Annotated in this window: 18 protein-coding genes, 1 tRNA gene and 2 pseudogenes; 11 read left to right on the top strand and 10 right to left on the bottom strand. The window is 67.9% G+C overall.

Translation table 11 applies throughout. The annotated features are described in order from the left end of the window. Positions 1-104 precede the first annotated feature (104 nt). The 4 genes and pseudogenes from GA0115254_RS35675 to GA0115254_RS35665 form a co-directional block, all read right to left on the bottom strand. Positions 105-512, bottom strand: a complete 408-nt coding sequence (locus GA0115254_RS35675) for a DUF234 domain-containing protein (protein WP_370741000.1) — start codon at positions 510-512, stop codon at positions 105-107. 56 nt (positions 513-568) lie between these two features. Continuing rightward, entirely contained in the window at positions 569-2,443 is a 1,875-nt protein-coding gene (locus tag GA0115254_RS35670) for a GmrSD restriction endonuclease domain-containing protein (RefSeq protein ID WP_256102949.1), read from the bottom strand. 86 nt (positions 2,444-2,529) lie between these two features. Continuing rightward, a pseudogene (locus GA0115254_RS46895) lies at positions 2,530-3,207 on the bottom strand (DUF262 domain-containing protein); the annotation flags it as partial. Between the two features lie 640 nt (positions 3,208-3,847). Next, positions 3,848-5,290 carry an ABC transporter permease gene (locus GA0115254_RS35665; RefSeq protein WP_256102948.1) on the bottom strand — a complete coding sequence of 481 codons (1,443 nt, stop codon included), beginning with the start codon at positions 5,288-5,290 and terminating at the stop codon, positions 3,848-3,850. Between GA0115254_RS35665 and GA0115254_RS35660 the strand changes: the two genes are divergently transcribed. The 3 genes and pseudogenes from GA0115254_RS35660 (at position 5,283) to GA0115254_RS35650 (ending at position 7,330) form a co-directional block, all read left to right on the top strand. Next, entirely contained in the window at positions 5,283-6,092 is an 810-nt protein-coding gene (locus tag GA0115254_RS35660) for a hypothetical protein (protein ID WP_141720975.1), read from the top strand. The genes GA0115254_RS35665 and GA0115254_RS35660 overlap by 8 nt on opposite strands. Beyond that, a pseudogene (locus GA0115254_RS48005) lies at positions 6,073-6,863 on the top strand (SDR family NAD(P)-dependent oxidoreductase). The gene GA0115254_RS35660 and the pseudogene GA0115254_RS48005 overlap by 20 nt, the downstream one beginning before the upstream one ends. A gap of 29 nt (positions 6,864-6,892) precedes the next feature. Then, positions 6,893-7,330: an NUDIX hydrolase gene (locus GA0115254_RS35650; protein WP_093899400.1), complete on the top strand. Its 438-nt coding sequence runs from the start codon at positions 6,893-6,895 to the stop codon at positions 7,328-7,330. A 431-nt stretch (positions 7,331-7,761) separates the two neighbouring features. Here the strand turns inward: GA0115254_RS35650 and GA0115254_RS35645 are convergent. Further along, positions 7,762-7,835, bottom strand: a tRNA-Gly gene (locus tag GA0115254_RS35645). A 468-nt stretch (positions 7,836-8,303) separates the two neighbouring features. On the opposite strand from GA0115254_RS35645, the gene dcd reads away from it, so the two are divergent. Beyond that, the gene (dcd, locus tag GA0115254_RS35640; RefSeq protein ID WP_072487843.1) at positions 8,304-8,879 is read left to right on the top strand and encodes a dCTP deaminase; all 576 of its coding nucleotides are present in this window, start codon (positions 8,304-8,306) and stop codon (positions 8,877-8,879) included. 6 nt (positions 8,880-8,885) lie between these two features. Beyond that, positions 8,886-9,386 (top strand): phosphoribosyltransferase, encoded by a 501-nt coding sequence (locus GA0115254_RS35635; RefSeq protein ID WP_093899399.1) that lies wholly within the window; start codon positions 8,886-8,888, stop codon positions 9,384-9,386. Positions 9,387-9,553: 167 nt separating this feature from the next. Here GA0115254_RS35635 and GA0115254_RS35630 read toward each other — a convergent pair whose 3' ends face one another. From GA0115254_RS35630 to GA0115254_RS35620, 3 genes are all read right to left on the bottom strand, one after another. Next, positions 9,554-10,510, bottom strand: coding sequence for a Yip1 family protein (locus tag GA0115254_RS35630; protein ID WP_093899398.1), 957 nt, complete (start codon positions 10,508-10,510; stop codon positions 9,554-9,556). Positions 10,511-10,704: 194 nt separating this feature from the next. Next, entirely contained in the window at positions 10,705-12,987 is a 2,283-nt protein-coding gene (locus GA0115254_RS35625; protein WP_093899397.1) for a (Fe-S)-binding protein, read from the bottom strand. Between the two features lie 102 nt (positions 12,988-13,089). Further along, positions 13,090-13,767: a sugar transferase gene (locus GA0115254_RS35620; RefSeq protein ID WP_176740423.1), complete on the bottom strand. Its 678-nt coding sequence runs from the start codon at positions 13,765-13,767 to the stop codon at positions 13,090-13,092. A 307-nt stretch (positions 13,768-14,074) separates the two neighbouring features. On the opposite strand from GA0115254_RS35620, the gene dnaK reads away from it, so the two are divergent. From dnaK to GA0115254_RS35600, 4 genes are all read left to right on the top strand, one after another. After that, positions 14,075-15,928 (top strand): molecular chaperone DnaK, encoded by a 1,854-nt coding sequence (gene dnaK / locus GA0115254_RS35615; RefSeq protein WP_093899396.1) that lies wholly within the window; start codon positions 14,075-14,077, stop codon positions 15,926-15,928. Then, the gene (grpE, locus tag GA0115254_RS35610) at positions 15,925-16,566 is read left to right on the top strand and encodes a nucleotide exchange factor GrpE (RefSeq protein WP_093899395.1); all 642 of its coding nucleotides are present in this window, start codon (positions 15,925-15,927) and stop codon (positions 16,564-16,566) included. The genes dnaK and grpE overlap by 4 nt, the downstream gene beginning before the upstream one ends. Before the next feature lie 93 nt (positions 16,567-16,659). Next, positions 16,660-17,844: a molecular chaperone DnaJ gene (gene dnaJ, locus GA0115254_RS35605; protein WP_093899394.1), complete on the top strand. Its 1,185-nt coding sequence runs from the start codon at positions 16,660-16,662 to the stop codon at positions 17,842-17,844. A 1-nt stretch (position 17,845) separates the two neighbouring features. Beyond that, on the top strand, positions 17,846-18,292 hold the full coding sequence (locus tag GA0115254_RS35600; RefSeq protein WP_093899393.1) for a heat shock protein transcriptional repressor HspR: 447 nt from the start codon (positions 17,846-17,848) through the stop codon (positions 18,290-18,292). Between the two features lie 424 nt (positions 18,293-18,716). On the opposite strand, the gene GA0115254_RS35595 is transcribed toward GA0115254_RS35600, so the two are convergent. Continuing rightward, complete coding sequence (locus GA0115254_RS35595; RefSeq protein ID WP_141720974.1) at positions 18,717-20,183, bottom strand: hypothetical protein; 1,467 nt, start codon at positions 20,181-20,183, stop codon at positions 18,717-18,719. A 340-nt stretch (positions 20,184-20,523) separates the two neighbouring features. Next, on the bottom strand, positions 20,524-21,510 hold the full coding sequence (locus GA0115254_RS35585; RefSeq protein ID WP_176740422.1) for a helix-turn-helix transcriptional regulator: 987 nt from the start codon (positions 21,508-21,510) through the stop codon (positions 20,524-20,526). 141 nt (positions 21,511-21,651) lie between these two features. On the opposite strand from GA0115254_RS35585, the gene GA0115254_RS35580 reads away from it, so the two are divergent. Both GA0115254_RS35580 and GA0115254_RS35575 read left to right on the top strand, forming a co-directional pair. Beyond that, the gene (locus GA0115254_RS35580; RefSeq protein ID WP_176740421.1) at positions 21,652-22,092 is read left to right on the top strand and encodes a hypothetical protein; all 441 of its coding nucleotides are present in this window, start codon (positions 21,652-21,654) and stop codon (positions 22,090-22,092) included. Further along, a complete protein-coding gene (locus GA0115254_RS35575) occupies positions 22,089-22,409 on the top strand; it encodes a Rieske (2Fe-2S) protein (protein WP_093899390.1) in 321 nt (106 codons plus the stop codon). Before GA0115254_RS35580 ends, GA0115254_RS35575 begins: the two co-directional genes overlap by 4 nt. The last annotated feature ends 86 nt before the right edge of the window (positions 22,410-22,495 follow it).

Below are 22,495 nucleotides of genomic sequence, written 5' to 3'. Positions count from 1 at the left end.
GAAGACACGACCATGCGTGGAATCCTCGGCCCCCCCACTGGGCGCCGTTGCTGACCGCTGACTACCGCTCCGACTGGCACCTAGTGGCACGGGCGGTCACAGATTCAGGACCAGGCGTCATGGAGGTCCTCGGGTGTGAGGGTGTGGACGCCGTCGGCGGTGCAGCCGCTGCGGGTGACGGCGAGCAAGGGGGTGGCGTCGTCGGCGCCGGGAAGCTGGGAGCGGTGGGTGATGAGACGGGCGAGGTCGCGGTTGTCGAAGGGCTTCTTCTCCAGCCACTTGATCGAACCCACGAGGGTGATCTTCTTGGCGATGGGGGAGCGATCGACGCCGACGATGTCGATCTCCGGGTCGTTGGTGCGGGTCCAGTAGCCGCCGATCGCGTGGGTGCCGGCGGGCAGCTGTTCTTCGTCGGAGCCCAGCCGCCACAAGGCTTCGCGGATGACGGGCTCGATGGCGGACTGCGTGTGGGCCGCCCGGTACCGGGGGCGGCAATGAGAGCCGCGTTGCACTGAGGTGATGGCGCAGCCCCGCTACCGGTCGTCACACGGTGGTCAGTTGTGTGGGGTCAGAAGGAGACTTGCCCCTGCTCGTCCGATGGTTCGTGCGCCACGACCTGCTGGACGAACCAGGACATGATTCTGACGATCTCCTCGGAACGGTTCGCCAACACCTCGAGAGGGAACGACGGGCGCAGTTCGAGCTTCGCCTCCGCCAGTTCGATTCCTGGGACGCCATTCAGACGGGACATGAATTCCTGACGCAGTCCGCTGTCGTCGAAAGGCGGCCTGGAGCGCATGTACTGGAAGACAACCTCGACTGTGCCGAATACGGGGTAGAGGGTGAATGGCCAGATGGCGGCGGCGCGGGACGCGGACTCCTTGCGCAGCATCAGGAAGCAGCTGGTCTCGGTCGCCTTGCCGTAGTCGAGATGGCAGCCGGGAGCGATCCCTTTCCATGACTGGAGGAAGGTGAGGATGGCGTCGGCGGCGTCCGGCCGATTCGCCCGCAGCAGTTCGGTGAAGCGCGCGGCACGAGCGTCGAACGTTCTGCCTGTGGTCACCTGATCGGAGGAGCCGCTCGACGTTCCGATCTCGGGCACCTCTTTGCCCAGGAGCGATGCGAGGTCCTCCGCGGTCAGGCGATGGGAACTGCGCGCCTTCCCGCTGGAGTCGAACGGCACCCCTTCTGCGTGCAGAAGCGTGAGAGGGTTGCCGCCGTATTCGTCGTTCGGCCAGCGGAATGACGCGGAGACCCGTCCGGCGGCGGTCAGGACCCGGTAGGCCCCGTGCACGCCGGCCTTCGTGGCGAGAAAGTTGCCGACCGGGACAGGATGGCTGCCGATCAGTTCGGCAATGTCCCCGTAAGTGGTCCAGGTGCCGGTGGGCATGGCGATCAGCGCGGCGCGCAGATCGGCCCATCCCGTCCACTCCTCGCTGTCTGCGCGTTGCTCCCCCTCCGGGCCGGGCCACAGGGAGACGGCACGCGTGGCCAGGTTGTCGGCACGGTCCAGGATCTCTTTGCGGCCCCACCGGCGCGTCCCGGCGATCTCCTGGTTCATCCGGAGCGAACTTGCTTCCAGAATCTGTTGCTTCCGCTGGAAGGGGTGGTTGGAGAGTTTTGTGTTCTCGGCCGAGAGCGTCAGGTTTCCCAAGGTGTGGACCAACAGGTCGTGCAGTTCTTGAGGGGTCTGGCCGTCATCTGAATCCTCGGCGAGGACGTCGATCCATGCCTGGGCCGGCCGCTGTGGCAGCACGTGCTCCACCGTGAGCTTGGCCCGCTTGAAGTCCACGGGCTCCGCCGATCCGTAACTCTCCTCCAGCCGCTCCAGGATGTACGCGCGTTGCGGTGCCTGCCCGTTCCAGTAGAACGGCTTGCTGCGGATCCCGTCGGCTACCTCAGCGTCAGTGGGCCAGCCGCGGCGTCGGCCCGAGAGGTAGCGTTGCACCGCCTCCGCGGCCGGCCGGTCGGTCTCCATGTCACCCGGCATCGACATGAAGAGCCGGTTCAGGCTCTGGGTGCTGGCCTGGCACAGCATGCGGCGGACGAGGAATCCTTCTACGTATCCGAGGGCCCTGGCCGCCTCGTCGGCCTGGGCGCGCCCGGCGTCCACGAGATCGAGCAGGTGGAGCGCGATCGGATAATGGATGCGTCCGCCCCAGCGGGCAAGGTGGCGAAGCTGCTGGCGCAGCTCGTCATGCGGCTCCAGGGCGGGATCGAGGATCCGCCGCAGCAGCTCGGCGCGCCGGGCGAGCTCGCCGATTTCCTTCTCCAGCGCCTCCTCGTTCCCTGCCAGCGGCTCGAGCCGCTGCTGCTGGACGCGGTAGATGTCGGTCTGCTTCGTCTTGCTCTCGCCGCGTACGACGAGGTCGAGCCAGACGAGGAGTTCCAGATTCTTGGGCCCCAATTGCTGCTGCATGGGCAGCCACAGCTGCTCGTACACACGCTCCCCCGGCCCGGGAGCAGCATGAACACGTAGTTCCGGAGCAGGTCGCTCTGGCTCAGGCCGACGCCGGTGTTGTTGATCGATTCGAAGATCCGGTACACGTTGTCACCGCGCTCGGCGGTGATCTCCACGATGGAGAGCAGATCCCGTAGGGCTATCTCCACCGCGGTCGTCCACTCCGCGCCGTGTTGCTCCTGTCCGCTCGCCAGCACGCCGCGGAAGAAACGGTAGGAGGCCCCGATGTTGTCGGCGCCGCCTGAACGAGGACTGTTGGAGACGCAGGCTCCGTAGGACGCCCGGTCGGCCTGGGTGGGGAGCAGCCGGAAGTGCTCATCGCTTTCCAGGAACTCGTTGACGAGGTACTGGCGGTGGATACGGTCGGCCGTTCGCGCGGAACTCTCAGCCACCGAATCCCTGATGTGGTCGCGCAACGCGGTGAACGCCAGCATGATCGTTGTGATCCGCTGCTGCCCGTCCACGACGAGCCAGCGTTGCACTCCTCCGGCCTGCAACTGGCCTGGGGCCAGAACGACGGAGCCGAGGAAGTGCGAGGGGGGACTGCCCCCTTCGAGCTGCTGCTCGACCAGATCGATCAGGTCGTCCCACAGCCGTTCCAACTGCTTCCGCGTCCAACTGTAGGTCCGTTGGTAGAGAGGTACCTGGAACTGCTTCTCCCCCTGAACGAGCTTCAAAAAGGTGATCTCTTGCGCACGCAAGGAGCGGCCCCCTCGATTGAACGTCTTGCTCGGCGGCCTCGCCACCTTTGACGTCTCCCCACCAAGAGCGTAGTGCGCGGATTCGCTGCCCGTAGTCCGGTCGGGGAAGGCGCATGGCACTGTGGAGTCACCATCCCCATGTTCCGAGCCACGATCGATGTCCGTGCCGTGCTTCTCCCTGCACGCCCGGCGATGTTCGACAGGGGGCCGTTATGGGGGCGCCGCGCTTGCTCGTCACGCTCACCGTGGGCTGTGCCTATGCGGCTCGCGTAGTTCTCAAGCAGCAGCAAGCGGGGAAGTCGAGGGGCTCGTCATAGCCGGGGTGGCGGTCCCGGGTGAGGGCGAGCCCGAGTTCCAGGCGCCCGCCGATGAGCTCGGGCTGATGCGGGAGGCCTGCATCAGCCGGATCGCTCCACTCGCCCGCTCCAGCAATTCGCGGACACGAAATCAGGCCCAGGTCATTGACCTGGGCCTTCGCCGTGGAGCGGGTGACGAGAGTCGAACTCGCGCTCTGAGTTTGGGAATCACCCGGCACTTGAGCCCACGTATGCACGCTGAACAGGGGAAACGTTAGTTTCCGGCGTCGCTCCCGCGCTCGTGACGTCCCCCTTGTTCACCGCTGTTGACCGCCCCTACTGGCACGTTGTGGCACGGCAGATCGCCGGAAGACCGCCGTCGGGTCCCGTCAGACGTCCGCGGCCGCCTCCAGTGGGCTCAGCGCCGCTGCCCGGCGGGCCGGGACGGCGGCGGCGAGGGTGCCGATGGCGAGGGAGAGCAGGCAGACGAGAAGGAGCGTTCCCCAGGGCAGGGCCAGGGAGTACTCGTCCATCGCGCCGTTGGCGAGGGAGCCGACCGCCCACGCGCCGAACAGGCCGCCCGCCAGGCCGAGGAGGGTGCCGAAGCCCGCCACCGTCAGCGCTTCCAGGCGGATCACGCGGCGGACGCCGGAGCGGTCCATGCCGAGTGCCCGCAGCGCGCCGATCTCCCGGGTGCGTTCGGCGACCGACATGGCGAGGGTGTTCACGATGCCGAGCGCGCTGATGACGACGCCGATGCCGAGCATCCCGTACATCACGTTCAGCAGGTCGCCCATGGTGCCCGCGGCCTCGCGGACGAGCTGGTCCCGGTCCTCCACCTTCAGCAGCGGGTTGTTGTCCACGGCGGTGCGCAGCCGGGTCTCCAGCGCCTTCGTCCCTGTGCCGTCGGTGCGCAGCAGGACACGCTGGACCGAGCCGGGCAGGAAGCTGCTCCGCGCGACCTCGGCGCGGGCGCCGAGCACATCGCGGGCGACCGGGTTGTCCTTGTAGACGCCCACGATCTCGTACTTCGTGAACTCGTCCTCGCGTCCGAGGCGGGCGTTGAGCAGTCCGCCGGTGGTCACTCCGTGCTCCCGTGCGAGGGTGCTGGAGAGGGCGATCCGGCCGGGTGCCAGGTCCTCGATGGAGCCGGAGACGAAGTCGAGCTTCATGGTGTCGCGCACGGTGGCGGGGTCGACGCCGGAGATCTCCCTTACGCCGGTGCCGGTGAACAGGGTGGAGTCGGTGATCGCCGTGGTGGTACGCACCCCGCTGGTGCCGGCCAGCCGTCGTACGGCGCCGGGGTCGATGCCCGTCATGGTGGAGCGGGTGCTGACGACGTAGTCCGCGCCGAGACCGGCCGCCGCCTGGCGGTCGAGGGCCTGGCCGGTGGAGTTCCCGATGACGGCGAGCCCGGTGACGAGGCCGGTGCTGAGAAGCAGGGTGGCGGCGGTGGCGGCGGTGCGGCGCGGGTCGCGCAGGGCGTTCTCGCGGGCGAGACGGCCGGTGACGCCGAGACGGCCGGTCAGCCGTCCGGTCAGCCGGATCACCGGCGACGCGAGCAGCGGGGCGAGCGCGATCAGGGCGGCGACGAGCAGACCGCAACCGATCATCGCGTTCCGCAGGTTCTCCTCGGAGGCGTCCTGTGCGTCGCTGAGCGAGACGAGCCAGGTGACGCCGAGCGCGAGAAGGCCGAGGCCGATCGCGCCGCGCAGCCGGAACCGCTGGGCGGCGGGCGGCTGTTCGGCCGTACGCATCGCCTCGACGGGCGCGGTCCGGGCGGCCCGGCGGGAGGGCAGCCAGGCGGCGAGGACGGTGACGCCGATGCCCACTGGCAATTGCGTGCCGCTGGCCGAGTGCGTTCCGGACCTCTACCTCGACCGCATCCGCCCCGGTGGTCGGCTGGACCGCTGGTACCTGCGCCGTGACCTGCCGCTCGCGCTACCCCAAACCGATACGACCCTCACCCTCCGGGAGTTGGCCGACTTCACCCTCACCGTCAACGGCAGGCAACTGACGGTGAACGTCGCCGAGACCATCGACAGCCTCCGCCACACCCTGGCTCCCGACCGCCGCCGACTCGCTGGCCTGACTCAGGGCGACCCCACGGAACCCAACATCGCCGACCCGCTGTGCTGGCTCGACTTCGAGTTCGCCGGGCGCAACACCGTCGCGGGCGAGGCCGCCAACCTGCTCTGGTACCTGATGGCTCTGGGCGGCTGGCTCGTCCCCCGCTACCAGCCCGACGTGTACGCCCGCACCCTCCGCCTCGCCCTGCCGCCACGGTCCCGCCCGCGCATCGAGCACCTGGAACTGCACCCGAGCAGTCGGCACATCGACGTCCGGTACTCCTGGAACACCGGCCCCGGCCGCACTGCGGCCATCTCCAGCGCCCTGGATGGCCTTCGCGGGGAGAACGGCAGCGGCCTGGAGGAGATCCGCGCGTTCCTTGCCCTGCGCATCCTCGGCGTCATCCCGCCCTCCCGGCTGACCGGACACGACTTCCTGCTCGTCCTGATCAAGCTCACCGAGAGTCAGGACCCGCTCACGACGCTCGACACCTTCTTCTCCACCGCACCGGCACCTCACCCCCATCCTGGTGAACGGAGCAGCAATGTCCCTGCCCCTGCTTGAGACCCCTCTCCAGACCCGGCCGCTCCAGGGCCGCAACGCCCTCGTCACTGGCGGGGCCACCGGAATCGGCGCGGAGATCGGGCGGGCGCTCGCCGCCGCCGGAGCGACCGTCGCGGTCAACCACCTCGGCCAGGACCACGACGCCCACGCCCTGCTCGCCGCCTTCGAGCGCGCAGGCAGCCCCGGAATCGCGGTGAACGCCGATCTGACCGATCCGGGCACCGTCCAGACCATGGCCGACCTCGTCCGCGGCGAGATCGGACCCGTCGACATCCTGGTGAACAACGCCGGCGCCTACCCCCGCGTCGCCTGGCAGGACACCGACGAGACCGCCTGGAACTACTCCCTCGACGTGAACCTCACCGCCCACTACCGCACCTGCCACGCGATCACCCCGGCATGGTCGAACGCCGCTGGGGCCGGATCGTGAACATCGGCAGCGTCAACGCCCGCGCCGGTCGGACGAACCTCGTCGCGTACAGCACCGCGAAGGCCGGACTGCTCGGTCTCACTCGCTCCCTCGCCCGCGAACTGGGCCCGTACGGGATCTGTGTCAACACCGTCATGCCCGGGGCCATCCAAGTCGAGGCCGAGAACACCCTCCCCGCCCAGCACCGTGCGCGGCCGGAGGACCAGATCAAGCGCCAGTGCGTCCCGCGCCGTGGCCGCCCCGAGGACGTCGCAGCTCTGGTGGCGTTCCTCGTGGGCCCCTCCGCCTCGTTCATCACGGGACAATCCGTCCACGTCGACGGCGGCTGGCTGCTGCACTGAGACCGTCAACAAGCAAGGAGAAAATCGAAATGAACGAACGAGTCCGTGCCGTCCTCGTCACCGCCGACGGCACGATGCTGGTCATCCGCCGCACCAGGCCCGGCATTCCCGAGTACTGGGTCCTGCCCGGCGGCGGCGTCGAACCCAGTGACGAGTCCAGGGAGGCCGCCCTCCACCGGGAGATCCACGAGGAGATCGCGGGTAAGGCCGACATCGTCCGCCTCCTCCACACGATGGAGTCCGACGACGAGCGTCAGCTCTTCTACCTCGCCCGCATCGCAACCTGGTCCTTCGACGACCGCACCGGCCCCGAGTTCAGCGCCGAAGGCCGCGGCGAATACGCACTGGAGGAGATTCCGCTGACCATGGAGGGGCTCGACGACATCGACCTCAAGCCCGAGGAGATCGCCCACGTCCTGCGGGGAGCCATCAGTGCCGGAAACCTCGGAGTCGAGGCATCGCTCTGAGCCTTCGAGTACGTCAACACGCCATCAGGGCCGACTCTGAGATGAGCAGGCCCTGATGGCGTCCCTACGTGCTACTGGTTGGCGCCGACTTGATGCCGGAAGCTCTTGGCGCAGTATCGGGAAACGAACCGTGCCCGCGGCTCCTCGGGTCGAGCGGCGCTGCTACTGGACCAGCCGGAGAACCGGCCTCTGTTCCTGAACGCCCAGCAGGTCCTGCACCCTCTTGCTTGTCCACGCCAACTCATGAGCCAGTTGGGAAACCGAAAGTGATCTCACGATGCGGGACCCGGTAGTGGAGCGCTCGCCCTCAGGGGTGAGGGATCCACTATTGATGCAGATGGGAAGGGTCGTTATGGCACGCGAATGGCACGAGCACTAAAAATGGTCTAGACAACAAACAAGGCCCTGGTCTCCGACCAGGGCCTTGTTCATGGAGCGGGTGACGAGAATCGAACTCGCGCTCTGAGCTTGGGAAGCTCATGTTCTACCATTAAACTACACCCGCGAAGTGAGCTGTTTGATCAGCTCCGCACCGGCCATACTGTACCCCATCCCAGGTCCCCGGCGTTTGAGCCGTGGGGCCTTTTCGGTTGTGGGGGGAGGGTGGATGCGGTTGCCGTGGGCGGGAGTTGGGGGCGTAGCGTGGGTGGTCGGAGTGCCGCCTGGAGTGGCGTCCTGTTCATCCCCTAATGTGGCTTTCTCGTCCAAGGCTTGTTGGGGAAGGGACTTGATGGACTCCATGGAGCGCACCGTCGTCCGCTGTGCCGAAGGGCACGTTTTCGCTACCGCTTCGTTCCCGATGCAGCAGCTCGGGTCCGGGCGGATCGGTCCCGGGCGGCTCATTCGCTGTCCTCGTTGTGCGCGGCTTCGGCATGCCGTGCCTGTGGTGTTCGAGCAGCGGTAGGAGCGGTGACAGGCGCGCGGGGCGGTCCCGGATTGGGGCGGGCCCGCGCGTTCTGCGTATCCTCGGGGCGTGCTTCTCTCAGATAAGGACATCCGGGCCGAGATCGACGCCGGACGTGTACGCATTGATCCGTTCGACGCGTCGATGGTGCAGCCCTCGAGCATCGATGTGCGGCTCGACCGCTACTTCCGGGTGTTCGAGAACCACCGCTATCCACATATTGATCCAGCCGTCGAGCAGGCCGATCTGACGCGCATGGTCGAGCCGGACGGGGACGAGGCGTTCATCCTGCACCCCGGTGAGTTCGTGCTCGCTTCGACGTACGAGGTCATCTCGCTGCCCGACGATCTTGCGTCGCGGCTGGAGGGCAAGAGTTCGCTGGGGCGGCTCGGTCTTGTGACGCATTCGACTGCCGGATTCATCGACCCCGGTTTCTCCGGGCATGTGACCCTGGAGCTGTCGAATCTCGCGACATTGCCGATAAAGCTGTGGCCGGGAATGAAGATCGGGCAGCTGTGCATGTTCCGGCTGAGTTCGCCCTCGGAGTTCCCGTACGGGTCCGAGCGGTACGGATCGCGGTATCAGGGCCAGCGCGGGCCGACCGCGTCGCGCTCGTTCATGAATTTCCACCGGACCCAGGTGTGATGCCGGATGAGCGATGATGTGCGGGAGAACCTGACGTACGAGGGGTTCGGTCAGGCCGTGCGTGAGCTGGCGCAGGCCGTGGCCGACGACGGATTCGAGCCCGATGTCGTGCTGAGCATCGCGCGGGGCGGGGTATTCGTCGCGGGTGGGCTCGCTTATGCGCTGGACTGCAAGAACATTCATCTGGTGAACGTGGAGTTCTATACCGGGGTGGGTACGACCCTGGAGATGCCGGTCATGCTGGCGCCCGTTCCGAATGTCATCGACTTCTCGGACAAGAAGGTTCTGATCGCCGACGACGTCGCCGATACCGGGAAGACGCTGAAGCTGGTGCGCGATTTCTGTATCGAGCATGTTGCCGACGTGCGCAGCGCGGTCATCTACGAGAAGTCGCATTCGCTCGTGAAATGCGAGTACGTGTGGAAGAAGACCGATCGCTGGATCAACTTCCCGTGGAGTGTGGAAAAGCCCGTCGTGCGGCGCAGCGGGCAGGTTCTCGACGCCTAGAGCCGACGGTACGCGGCCGGTGGTGTGTGGTCAGGGGCGAATGACGCGGTACTGGAAGCCCCATACCGTCGGGTTGTAGATGGCTCGGCCGCACGTAGTCGCACCCGCATGAGGAAGAGCCCCCGACGCGGCGCGTCGGGGGCTCTTCCTCAGATGGTCGGATTCCGTCAGATCGTGCCCAGCTTGATGATCGACAGCAGCGCGATCAGCTGGATCGCGGATGCGCCCAGCGCCTTCGGCCACGGCAGGTCGTGGGACTTGCTCACCATCGAGGTGAAGAGCGCGGCCGAGGCCAGCCAGGTGATCCAGCCGAGGATCTGGACCAGGGAGTTCTCGCCGCCGAGGAAGAGCGCGAATATCAGGCGGGGAGCGTCCGTGATCGACATGATCAGCATGGAGAGGCCCACGGTCGGCTGCCAGGAGCCGTCGCCGCCGAGCTGGCGGGCGAGCGTATGCGTGACCGCGCCCAGGACCAGGCCGCCGATGACGAAGCCGATGCCCGTGATGACGACGTAGGGGACCGCTGTGGAGATCGTCGCGTGGATCGCGTCGTCCCGGGCCTGGTCGAAGCCGAAGAGGGCGAGCAGGCCGTACAGGAACGTGACGATGAGCGCCGGGCCCCAGACCGGGTAGTCGCGCATCTGCCAGAACGTCGGTCCCGGGCGCAGCACGATGCCGGTGAGCAGGTCCTTCCACGGCAACCGCGGACCCGCGGGCTGGGCGGGGGCCTGGCCGGCGCGGTAGGTGTTGCCGTCGCCGTAGGGGTCCTCGCCGATGCTGAACGCCTGGGTGTGGCCGGGGGAGTTGGCGTACGGGTCGCCGTGCTGGGGGGACCCGTGGGGGTGGTGGGGCTGCTGGTACGGGTCGCCGAAATACTCCGGCTCGCCGTGGCCGCCACTGTTGTAGCCGTTGCCGTAGCCGCCGTTGTGCCCGCCGGGCCCATTGTTTCCACCGTGCCCGCCGTTGTTGTACGGGGGCGGGGCGCCGTTGCCTCCCGTCGGCGGCCATGGCTGCTGGGCGTACGGCGGTGGTGCCTGTGTGCCGTACGGCTGCTGCCGCGGTTGCTGTTGCGCTTGCTGCGGGGTGCGGTTGTCCCGGCCGCGTCCGATCCTGAATCCAGCCACGTCATCGAACGTACCTGGTCCGCTCGAGTGCGGTGAGAGGGCCTGGGGAACCTGCCCGCCATTGCGGCCGAGCTGTGACATCCCCTAGGGGAACCCTGGGGGGTCGGCCCCATGCGCAGCCGTGCGGGAACACAGAAGCGGCCGGTCCTGCCCCCGAGGCAGGTCCGGCCGCTTCTGTCGCACGACAGCCCTGGCTACTTCACCGGCTCGGGCTCCGGTGCGTCCGCCGGCTCCGTCTCGCCGGCCGGGTCGGCCGGGGTCTTCACGGAGTCCAGCAGCAGCTGCGACACGTCGACCACCTGGATCGACTCCTTCGCCTTGCCGTCGTTCTTCTTGCCGTTGACCGAGTCGGTCAGCATGACGAGGCAGAACGGGCAGGCGGTGGAGACGATGTCCGGGTTGAGGGAGAGTGCTTCGTCGACGCGCTCGTTGTTGATGCGCTTGCCGATCCGCTCCTCCATCCACATCCGGGCACCACCGGCACCGCAGCAGAAGCCGCGCTCCTTGTGGCGGTGCATCTCCTCGTTCCTGAGGCCAGGGACCTTCGCGATGATCTCGCGCGGCGGGGTGTAGATCTTGTTGTGACGGCCCAGGTAGCACGGGTCGTGGTACGTGATCAGGCCCTCGACCGGCGTCACCGGGATCAGCTTGCCCTCGTCGATGAGGTGCTGCAGCAGCTGCGTGTGGTGGATGACCTCGTACTCGCCGCCGAGTTGCGGGTACTCGTTCGCGATCGTGTTGAAGCAGTGCGGGCAGGTCGAGACGATCTTCTTCGCCGACTTCGGCTTCTTCGACTCCTCGGTCGCCCTGCCGTCGTCGTCGAGCTCCTCGCCGAACGCCATGTTCAGCGCCATGACGTTCTCCTGGCCGAGCTGCTGGAACAGCGGCTCGTTGCCCAGGCGGCGGGCCGAGTCACCGGTGCACTTCTCGTCGCCGCCCATGATCGCGAACTTGACGCCCGCGATGTGGAGGAGCTCGGCGAAGGCCTTCGTGGTCTTCTTCGCCCGGTCCTCCAGCGCGCCCGCACAGCCGACCCAGTACAGGTACTCGACCTCGGAGAGATCCTCGATGTCCTTGCCGACGACCGGCACCTCGAAGTCGACTTCCTTCGTCCACTCCAGGCGCTGCTTCTTGGCCAGGCCCCAGGGGTTGCCCTTCTTCTCCAGGTTCTTGAGCATCGTGCCCGCCTCGGACGGGAACGCGGACTCGATCATCACCTGGTAGCGGCGCATGTCGACGATGTGGTCGATGTGCTCGATGTCGACCGGGCACTGCTCCACACACGCACCGCAGGTGGTGCAGGACCAGAGCACGTCCGGGTCGATGACGCCGTTCTCCTCGGCCGTGCCGATCAGTGGGCGCTCGGCCTCCGCGAGAGCCGCGGCCGGGACGTCCTTCAGCTGCTCCTCGGACGCCTTCTCGTTGCCCTCCATGTCCTTGCCGCCACCGGCCAGCAGATACGGGGCCTTGGCGTGCGCGTGGTCGCGCAGGGACATGATCAGGAGCTTCGGGGAGAGCGGCTTGCCCGTGTTCCAGGCCGGGCACTGCGACTGGCAGCGACCGCACTCCGTACACGTGGAGAAGTCGAGGATGCCCTTCCAGGAGAACTGCTCGACCTGGGAGACACCGAAGACGTCGTCCTCGCCCGGGTCCTCGAAGTCGATCTCCTTGCCGCCCGACGTCATCGGCTGCAGCGCGCCGAGCGCGACCGCGCCGTCCGCGTTCCGCTTGAACCAGATGTTGGGGAAGGCGAGGAAGCGGTGCCAGGCGACACCCATGTTCGTGTTCAGCGAGACCGTGATCATCCAGATCAGCGAGATGCCGATCTTCATCATCGCGGTGAAGTAGATGAGGTTCTGCAGCGTGCTGAGCGCGAGCCCCTTGAACGCGAGGACCAAGGGGTACGAGATGAAGTACGCGGCGTCGTAGCCCTCGACGTGGTGGATCGCGCCCTCAAGGCCGCGCAGGGTCAGGATCGCCAGACCGATGCCGAGGATGACGTACTCGACGAAGTACGCCTGCCAGGCCTTGGAGCCCGCGAAACGGGACTTGCGGCCGGCCCAGGACGGCAGGTTCAGCAGCCGGATGACGATCAGTACGAGGATGCCGACCGTCGTCATCAGACCGATGAACTCGGTGTACATCTCGAACGGCAGCCAGTTGCCGATGATCGGCAGGACCCAGTCGGCCTTGAAGAGCTGCCCGTACGCCTGGAGCAGCGTCGGCGGCAGCGTCAGGAAGCCGATGGCGACGAACCAGTGCGCGAAGCCGACGATCCCCCACCGGTTCATCCGGGTATGGCCGAGGAACTCCTTGACCAGGGTGATCGTGCGCTGCTTGATGTTGTCGGTGCGGCTGCCTGCCGGGACCGGCTGTCCGAGCTTGACGAACCGGTAGATCTGCGCGACGGCTCGGGCGATGAGCGCAACGCCGACCACAGTCAGCACCAGCGACACGATGATCGCGGCGAGTTGCATTTGGGGGCTCCTCGGGCCTGCGAGGGTGGGATCCAGCGTCTACGAGCGAATACTGGCAAATACTAAGCAGTAACTTAATCAGTCTGTGCTGACACTATCCACTTATTCCGCCGCGCTGTAGCCGCACCGGCGGTGATCTGTGTCGCTCAGGTGTGCCTTGCCGTGCCGGGTGAGTCCGTGGACGGCCCTGCGCAGCGGAGCGTGTACGGCTCTCGCCAGGATGGCCAGGTCGAGTCCCACCCAGTGGTGCTCGGCGTAGTGCTGGTCGAGCAGGGCCGGCTCGTCCCACGGCATTCCGGAGCGGGAGCGTACCTGTGCCAGGCCGGTGAGGCCCGGTTTCAGTTCCTGCCGCCAGTGTCTCGCGGCGGTGGTGGCGGCGGTTTCGGGGGTGTCGGCATCGGCTCCGGGGGCCCGGGCACGCTCGTCGTCCGGCGCCAGGGGCTCCGGGCCGACCAGGGAGAGGTCTCCCCGTACGACGTGCGGCAACCGGGAGAGCAGATCCAGCCGCAGCCGCCGGGTGCGCAGCGAGTGCAGCATGAAGAGGTGGCCGCCCAGGCCGATCCGGGGTGAGCGGGTCAGTACGCCGCCGGGGAGCCGCTGTGCCGCGAGGGCGAGGGCGCCCGCAGCGAGCAGGGGGGCGGCCAGGGCGAGCAGGGCCGAGCCGAGGGTCAGGTCCAGTACGCGCTTGGCCGACGGCCACGCCTGCCTCCACTCCCGTAGCCACTCCCATGTCCACTCCCGCGGCTGTGCCTGCGTGCGGGCCCGCATGCGGATCGGCATGCGGATCGGTCTCTGGCCCTGTCTCTGTCTTTGTCTCTGCATCGTTCGCACCTGCCTGGGGTCGGGCGGATCGATTGCCGGTTTTGCCGTGACTCACGGCAGTTTGTGACAGAACGATCCCACGGCGCGATGATGGGGGCGGCCTGCATGGCATGCCGGGCGGGTGGGTGTCGTCCTTGATCTCCTTGTGCGCGCGAGGTGCGTGCACGATAGTTGAGCCCACACGACTCAACTCTGTTGACACTGGGGCGCCTGTTGTGCATCCTTGAGTCAGTTCCACTCAAGTAGTCAAGCTGGAGGAATTGAAATGGCACGTGCGGTCGGCATCGACCTGGGCACGACTAACTCCGTCGTCAGCGTTCTCGAAGGCGGCGAGCCCACCGTCATCACCAACGCAGAGGGCGCCAGGACCACGCCGTCCGTCGTCGCCTTCGCGAAGAACGGCGAGGTGCTGGTCGGCGAGGTCGCCAAGCGCCAGGCGGTGACCAACGTCGACAGGACCATCCGCTCCGTCAAGCGCCACATGGGCACTGACTGGAAGATCGACCTGGACGGCAAGAGCTTCAACCCGCAGCAGATGAGCGCCTTCATCCTGCAGAAGCTGAAGCGGGACGCCGAGTCGTACCTGGGTGAGAAGGTGACCGACGCGGTCATCACCGTCCCCGCGTACTTCAACGACTCCGAGCGTCAGGCGACGAAGGAGGCCGGCGAGATCGCGGGCCTGAACGTCCTGCGTATCGTCAACGAGCCGACGGCCGCCGCGCTGGCGTACGGGCTCGACAAGGACGACCAGACGATCCTCGTCTTCGACCTCGGTGGCGGCACCTTCGACGTATCGCTGCTGGAGATCGGCGACGGTGTCGTCGAGGTGAAGGCCACCAACGGTGACAACCACCTCGGTGGTGACGACTGGGACCAGCGCGTCGTCGACTACCTGGTGAAGCAGTTCGCCAACGGTCACGGCGTGGACCTGTCCAAGGACAAGATGGCTCTCCAGCGTCTGCGCGAGGCCGCGGAGAAGGCGAAGATCGAGCTCTCGTCCTCGACCGAGACCACGATCAACCTGCCCTACATCACGGCGTCCGCCGAGGGCCCGCTGCACCTGGACGAGAAGCTCACGCGCTCGCAGTTCCAGCAGCTCACCGCCGACCTCCTGGACCGCTGCAAGAGCCCGTTCCACAACGTCATCAAGGACGCGGGCATCCAGCTCTCCGAGATCGACCACGTCGTTCTCGTCGGTGGCTCCACCCGTATGCCGGCCGTCGCCGAGCTCGTCAAGGAGCTGACCGGTGGCCAGGAGGCCAACAAGGGTGTGAACCCGGACGAGGTCGTCGCCATCGGCGCCTCGCTCCAGGCCGGTGTCCTCAAGGGCGAGGTCAAGGACGTCCTGCTCCTCGACGTCACCCCGCTGTCCCTCGGTATCGAGACCAAGGGTGGCATCATGACGAAGCTCATCGAGCGCAACACCACGATCCCGACCAAGCGCTCCGAGATCTTCACGACGGCCGAGGACAACCAGCCGTCCGTGCAGATCCAGGTCTACCAGGGCGAGCGCGAGATCGCGGCGTACAACAAGAAGCTCGGAATGTTCGAGCTGACCGGCCTGCCGCCGGCCCCGCGTGGCGTCCCGCAGATCGAGGTCGCGTTCGACATCGACGCGAACGGCATCATGCACGTCGCCGCCAAGGACCTCGGCACCGGCAAGGAGCAGAAGATGACCGTCACCGGTGGCTCCTCGCTGCCGAAGGACGAGGTCAACCGGATGCGTGAGGAGGCCGAGCAGTACGCGGAGGAGGACCACCGCCGTCGCGAGGCCGCCGAGTCCCGCAACCAGGGCGAGCAGCTCGTCTACCAGACGGAGAAGTTCCTCAAGGACAACGAGGACAAGGTCCCCGGTGACGTGAGGACGGAGGTGGAGACCGCGCTCACCGAGCTGAAGGACAAGCTCAAGGGCGAGGACACCGCCGAGATCCGTACCGCCACCGAGAAGGTCGCGGCCGTCTCCCAGAAGCTGGGCCAGGCGATGTACGCCAACGCCCAGGCCGAGGGCGGTCCGCAGGGTGACCCGCAGCCGGGCGCCCAGCAGGCCAAGGCCGACGACGACGTCGTCGACGCCGAGATCGTGGACGACGAGAAGGACGCGAAGGGCGGTGCGGTGTGACCGAGGAGACTCCGGGTTTCGAGGAGAAGCCCGACGTCCCCTCCGGCGCCACCCCTGACGGAGCTGAGCCGAAGGACGTCCCTTCCTCTCCCGAGGAGGAGGCGTCCCCGGCCGGGGACGCAGTACAGACAGTCGGCCTGACGGCCCAGCTGGACCAGGTCCGCACCGCGCTCAACGAGCGCACGGGCGACCTCCAGCGGCTCCAGGCCGAATACCAGAACTACCGTCGCCGCGTCGAGCGGGACCGGGCCACGGTCAAGGAGATCGCAGTCGCGGGTCTCCTGTCCGAGCTCCTGCCCGTGCTCGACGACGTCGGCCGGGCCCGGGATCACGGCGAGCTCGTGGGCGGGTTCAAGTCGGTGGCCGAATCACTGGAGACGGTCGTCGCCAAGCTGGGCCTGCAGCAGTTCGGCAAGGAGGGCGAGCCCTTCGACCCGACGATCCACGAGGCCCTGATGCACTCGTACGCGCCGGATGTCACCGAGACGACCTGCGTGGCGATCCTGCAGCCGGGGTATCGGATCGGCGAGCGCACCATCCGCCCTGCGCGGGTGGCGGTGGCCGAACCCCAGCCGGGTGCGGCAGCCAAGGAAGAGAAGGCAACCGACGAGGAGAGCGGTGGCACCGAGGAGGTCTGACATCCCGTCTGACCACCTCGCGGCCCACCGCCCGGCCATGCGACCGGCCAACGGGCCGGCCGCATGGCCGATCGTCCGGAAGGAGGGACGTCGATGAGCACGAAGGACTTCGTCGAGAAGGACTACTACAAGGTCCTCGGCGTCCCCAAGGACGCCACCGACGCCGAGATCAAGAAGGCGTACCGGAAGCTCGCCCGCGAGTTCCACCCGGACGCCAACAAGGGCGATGACAAGGCGGAGGAGCGCTTCAAGGAGATCTCCGAGGCGAACGACATCCTCGGCGACAGCAAGAAGCGCAAGGAATACGACGAGGCGCGCGCCCTCTTCGGCAACGGCGGCTTCAGGGCCGGACCCGGAGGCGCCGGCGGCAACTTCAACTTCGACCTGGGCGACCTCTTCGGAGGCACCCAGGGCGGGGGCGCGGGCGGCGGAGCCGGCGGTTTCGGCGGCGGCGGCCTGGGTGATGTCTTCGGCGGCCTGTTCAACCGGGGCGGTACGGGGACACGGGTGCAGCCGCGCCGCGGCCAGGACATCGAGTCCGAGGTGACGCTCAGCTTCATCGAGGCGGTCGAAGGGGCCACGGTCCCGTTGCGGATGTCCAGCCAGGCGCCTTGCAAGGCGTGTTCCGGCACCGGTGACAAGAACGGCACCCCCAGGGTCTGCCCGACCTGTCTCGGCACCGGCCAGGTGTCGCGCGGCACCGGCGGCGGCTTCTCGCTCACCGACCCCTGCGTGGACTGCAAGGGCCGGGGCCTCATCGCCCAGGACCCCTGCGATGTCTGCAAGGGCAGCGGACGGGCGAAGTCCTCACGGACCATGCAGGTCAGGATTCCGGCGGGCGTCTCGGACAGCCAGCGGATCCGGCTGCGCGGCAAGGGCGGCCCGGGCGAGCGCGGTGGACCGGCCGGCGATCTCTACGTCGTGGTCCATGTCGACGCCCACCCGGTCTTCGGCCGCAAGGGCGACAACCTCACGGTCACCGTGCCCGTCGACTTCACGGAGGCGGCGCTCGGCGGCGAGGTGAAGGTGCCCACGCTCGGCGGTCCGCCGGTCACCCTGAAGCTGCCGGCCGGCACCCCCAACGGGCGTACGATGCGCGCCCGCGGCAAGGGCGCCGTACGCAAGGACGGCACCCGGGGCGACCTGCTGGTCACCGTCGAGGTGACAGTGCCCAAGGACCTCAGCACCGAGGCCCGGGACGCGCTGGAGGCCTACCGGAAGGCGACCGCGGGCCACGACCCGCGGGCGGAGCTGTTCCAGGCTGCGAAGGGAGCTTGAGGTGGACGGCCGACGACGCAATCCGTACGAACTGACCGATGAATCACCGGTGTACGTGATCTCGATCGCGGCCCAGCTCTCGGGCCTGCATCCGCAGACGCTGCGCCAGTACGACCGCCTCGGCCTGGTCTCCCCCGACCGCACGGCCGGGCGCGGCAGGCGCTACTCGGCCCGCGACATCGAGCTGCTGCGCACCGTGCAGCAGCTGTCGCAGGACGAGGGCATCAACCTCGCCGGCATCAAGCGCATCATCGAACTGGAGAACCAGGTCGCCGCCCTCCAGCAGCGCGTTGCCGAGCTCTCGGCGGCGGTGGACGGCGCGGCGGTGGCGATGCAACAGCGCGAGGCCCAGGTGCATGCCTCGTACCGGCGCGATCTGGTGCCGTATCAGGATGTGCAGCAGACCAGCGCGCTGGTGGTCTGGCGGCCGAAGCGGCCGAAGGACTGAGCGGGTCCGGCCGTCGGGCCGGACGATTCGCTCACGATTCGTTTCGTTCAGGGCCGGGAGTCGACCTACGGGTCGGCCCCCGGCCCTTCGCGTGCGCCCGCCACCCTGTGAACGCTTCCGGGCTCCGGCCGAAACCCGACCCGTGTTCGATCACGCTCGCGACCATGGGGCGGGGGTGTGTCGCCGCCCCCGCTCGTTCACGAGAGCACCGGGCCGGGGCGATCCGCCCGGTGGCGCAGTCGGGAGTCACACATGTCCATGGTCGGCCTCTTCTGGATCACCGGCACAGCGGCCCACATAGGCGCCCCACCGAACGAACCCGGCCCCGGCGTGCTGCTCACCGAGGAGCTGCCGGCGGCGTGGGCGGGACGCCGCGACGGCCCGAGCGCTGATTTTCAGGCGGGCGCCCCCGCCTCACGGCGTATCAGGTGCCGGAAACCGTGAACTCGGCCGTGTTGTTGGCCAGTCGCGGATCGAACGCCGAGATCCGCAGCTCCGGGTCGTCGTTGAGCGTGGCGACCGATCCCTTCGCTCCGCCTTCGACGAGGCGGTCGACGCGCAGGGTGAAGTCGAACGTGGAGCGGGCCTTCTCCCAGAGGAGGATCGGGGTTCGGCAGGTGTAGCGGTTCGTGCCTGTCGCGTAGCAGGTGCCGGGCTTGCCGGTGACGGTGGTGCCCTGCGGGATACGGACGTCGAGGGTTGCGACGGAGGCACCCGCGCCGAGGGAGGCGACCCAGGCCGGGCCGCGGTTCTTCACGCCGATCCGGGCGGTGACGGTGTCACCGGGCGCGGCGGAGGTGATGTCGCTCGCGAGGGCGATCAGGTCGGCCTTGTTGGTTGCCGTGATCTGCGTGGAGCGGTAGTTGTCGTCGAGGTTCAGGTCGGGCACGGCGGACACCGCGCTCCGGGTGGCGGCCGCGGGGACGGGTGTGGCCCTGAGGTCGGCGCCGGTGCCCCGGACGAACGGCCTTCCCGCGAGGGCCTGCTCGTACGCCTCGTCGGAGAACTGGTCGACCGAGTGGTCGAACCGCTCGTACAGCGCGGCACTCGTCGCACGGACGGCACCCGCCGCCGCCAGGTCGTACACCTGCCCCGGGACGACGGGCTCGTCGAGGACGCAGACGGCTGTGGTGCCGCTCTGGTTGGTGACGGGGTCCGCGTCCAGGTATGTGCAGTTGCCGAAGCGCTGCGAGAACGCCAGGCCGTGCGAGGCGAAGAGGGTCAGCAGGGTGCGGTCGGCCGTGCGGTTGCCGTGGTTGGTCAGGCGGACCGGCTGGGTGAGGTCGGTGCCGGGCTTGACGCCGGTACGGTACGGAAGCTGGTTCACGCCGAGGTCGGGGCCGTCGCCGAGGCGGATCCGGGTGTCCGCCGGATACCCGGTGAGGGGGCCGAAGGAACTGTCCGCCGCCGCGGTGAAGTGCAGGGCGCCGGCGGCGTCGGCGGGCGCGCCGGCCGCGGCGCGCAGCCCGATCTCGGCGACGGAGATGTACGGGGCGCCGTCCAGGGACCCGAAGTCGCAGGTCGCGGTGAGGGCGTCGGCGGCCGGCGCGCAGGTCGAGGGCCAACTGACCTCGGCCACACCCGCGAGTTCGGACGCGTCGACCGTGAGGCGGCCTCCGGTCACGGAGTTGTTCGTGTTGTCGTGCCCGAGCTTTACGTCGACGGTGTTGGTCGTCGCTGAGCCGTCGGCGTCCGCGGTCGGCAGGACGAGGTCGTACGGCGCCGAGATCCAGAGCTGATCCGTCTCCGGCTCGTCGGCACCGGCAGGTGCTGCGGAGCCGAGTGCGAGCACCGCACCGACTGCGAACGCGACCGGGATGGCGCGCCGACGCCCCGGACGTATGCGGGTGGGGGATGAGGATGGGGGCCGGTGGTCGTGAGCTGCATGCATGGTGTCGGTCTCCCTGCGGTGCGGTGCGCTATGCGTACGGGAGTTGGACGAGCCGGCGCGGGGGTTGGTTGTACCTCGGCGCCGGCTGCCGACGGTGGTCGGCGAGGCACTTCCTCGACCACCCCGACTGGACGATCAGGGCGCCGAGTTGAGTCCGGCCGGGGCGTCGAGCGTCCGCATGAGCCGGGAGATATGTGCGCGGCAGGTGCGGACACTGATGCCGAGTCCGCGGGCCACGATCTCGTCGACGTGGCACTCGACGATGAGGCGGGCGATGCTGAGCTGGACGGCGGTGACGGAGGCGTCGGCCGGAGCGGGCCGTATCGCGGTTGCGGCCCCTTCAGCCGGGATCCTGCTCCAGGATCCCCGACCGGGCTATCAGGTAGCCGAGTTGGGCCCGGCTGTTGCTGCCGAGGACGGCGGACAGCTTGGCGACATGCGCGCGGCAGGTGCGGACGTTCATGCCGAGACGTCGGGCGATCGAGTCGTCGACATGTCCCTCTACGAGAAGTTGGGCGATGGAGCGCTGGACGCCACTGATTCCCTTGGGGGTCGGGTCGTACTTGACCTCTTCCAGGAGTGGAGCCGCACGGGTCCAGAGCTGCTCGAAAACCTTGACGAGGTACTCGACCAGCCCGGGGTGGCGCAGTTCCAGGGCGACTTGGCGGTCGTCCTGGGCGGGTATGAACGCGACCGTGCGGTCGAAGACGATGAGTCGCTCTATGAGCTCCTCAAGCGTCCGGATCTCCACGTTGTCGTCGGCCATCCGCTCGGCGTAGGCCAGGGTGCCGGGGCTGTGACGCACAGTGTGCTGATAGAGAGTGCGAATGCTGACACCGCGGTCCACCACGGAGAGGCCCCTTTCCAGGGCTTCGCTGAGGCGGTCTTCGCTACGGCCGCCGCCGGGCTGGACGGTGAGGACTTCGGAGCGGCACTCCGCCGTGGCAAGATCGAGTGCCGCGTTGATCCGGTTGACCCCCTCCAGCACGGTGATCGCGTGGGTGGTCGGCGGGTCCTGTGCGCTGATGTCCATGAACGGCTCGAAGGACTCGGTAAGCAGGACCGAATGCCGTCGGCGCTCCTGGATCTCGCGTTCTATGGGGTGCAGTCGCTTTGCCAGAGCGGCGGACGGCGGGACGGGCCGCAGCCAGTCGGGGTCGTCGGGGTCGGGGTGCACCAGGGCGAAGTCCATGAGGCAGGGCGCCGGTTCCACCTCGCTCCGGGCGATACGTCCCGAGCGCAAAGCGCTGGCGTAGAGGCGGACTCCCGCTTCGCATAGTTCGGTGATCCCATGAGAATGTGTCGGCTTTGTATCGCTTGTCACCATATTCTCCACCCCCCAGGTTCCTGAACATGCAGGAACATGATGCATCGACTCAGTGGTGTTCGTGTGCCCAGGTGAGACATCGTCTTAGGTGCGGGGGAGAAGAATCCACAAGTGAGGACGAAGCCGACTATGTATAAGCGAATGCTTCGCTCGGCGCTTGCCGCCTCGTTCGTCGCGGCCCTGGGACTCGGGGTACTGAGCGGCAGCGACATCGCCTGGAGCAGCGGGGCAGCATCCTCGCCGGGTGATATCGCGTGGTCCACCCAGGCGGCGGCGCCGGGTGATATCGCGTGGTCCACCCAGGCGGCGGCGCCGGGTGATATCGCGTGGTCCACCCAGGCGGCGGCGCCGGGTGATATCGCGTGGTCCACCCAGGCGGCGGCGCCGGGTGATATCGCGTGGTCCACCCAGGCGGCGGCGCCGGGTGACATCGCGTGGTCCATCCAGGCATCGGCACCGGCCGGCGGTGACATCGCATGGCTCACCCGGACCGCTGTGCCGGGCGATATCGCATGGAGCGTCGACGGGGCAGTCGAGCCCGGCGACATCGCCTGGTCCGAACCAACACATCAGAGCGCATGACCATCCCGCCGGACGACCGGACCTTCCGGCGGGAAATGGCCACGGCCTACCGATCAGGCTGGCATTTCATCGATCTCGTCACTGCCATCCCCCGCTGTGGCGACTCGCTGATGGTCACTCTGTTCGGCGACCCCATCGTTGTCGCACGTGAAGAAGACGACGAAGTACGTGCCTACCGGTGCCTCCGCAAACCGCGTGGAGCCCCGCAGCCCGTTCGCTGCGCGATTCGGTACGACATGATTTTCGTCAACCTCGACCGGCGGGACCACCAGCTGTTCGAGCCAGAGACTATTTCCGCCACCCCCCGCAGTGCCTGAGCGATCCCCCGTCGTTACATGTCGCTCGGCACTCCCCCACACAACGGCGCCATCGTGACCTGAACACGATGGCGCCGTTGTGCTGC

It is taken from the genome of Streptomyces sp. Ncost-T10-10d, assembly GCF_900091955.1.
Lineage (GTDB): Bacteria > Actinomycetota > Actinomycetes > Streptomycetales > Streptomycetaceae > Streptomyces.
The sequence above is the reverse complement of the archived record's forward strand: the minus strand, read 5'-3'. Positions and strand labels throughout refer to the sequence as shown.

What these genes read in the sequence shown, in the direction of transcription:
- GA0115254_RS35660 (WP_141720975.1), top strand. Translation starts at nt 5,283, where the DNA reads ATGCCCACTGGCAATTGCGTGCCGCTGGCCGAGTGCGTTCCGGACCTC.
- GA0115254_RS35650 (WP_093899400.1), top strand. Translation starts at nt 6,893, where the DNA reads ATGAACGAACGAGTCCGTGCCGTCCTCGTCACCGCCGACGGCACGATG.
- GA0115254_RS35635 (WP_093899399.1), top strand. Translation starts at nt 8,886, where the DNA reads ATGAGCGATGATGTGCGGGAGAACCTGACGTACGAGGGGTTCGGTCAG.
- GA0115254_RS35625 (WP_093899397.1), bottom strand. Translation starts at nt 12,987, where the DNA reads ATGCAACTCGCCGCGATCATCGTGTCGCTGGTGCTGACTGTGGTCGGC.
- GA0115254_RS35620 (WP_176740423.1), bottom strand. Translation starts at nt 13,767, where the DNA reads ATGCCGATCCGCATGCGGGCCCGCACGCAGGCACAGCCGCGGGAGTGG.
- dnaK (WP_093899396.1), top strand. Translation starts at nt 14,075, where the DNA reads ATGGCACGTGCGGTCGGCATCGACCTGGGCACGACTAACTCCGTCGTC.
- dnaJ (WP_093899394.1), top strand. Translation starts at nt 16,660, where the DNA reads ATGAGCACGAAGGACTTCGTCGAGAAGGACTACTACAAGGTCCTCGGC.
- GA0115254_RS35595 (WP_141720974.1), bottom strand. Translation starts at nt 20,183, where the DNA reads ATGCATGCAGCTCACGACCACCGGCCCCCATCCTCATCCCCCACCCGC.
- GA0115254_RS35585 (WP_176740422.1), bottom strand. Translation starts at nt 21,510, where the DNA reads ATGGTGACAAGCGATACAAAGCCGACACATTCTCATGGGATCACCGAA.
- GA0115254_RS35580 (WP_176740421.1), top strand. Translation starts at nt 21,652, where the DNA reads ATGCTTCGCTCGGCGCTTGCCGCCTCGTTCGTCGCGGCCCTGGGACTC.
- GA0115254_RS35575 (WP_093899390.1), top strand. Translation starts at nt 22,089, where the DNA reads ATGACCATCCCGCCGGACGACCGGACCTTCCGGCGGGAAATGGCCACG.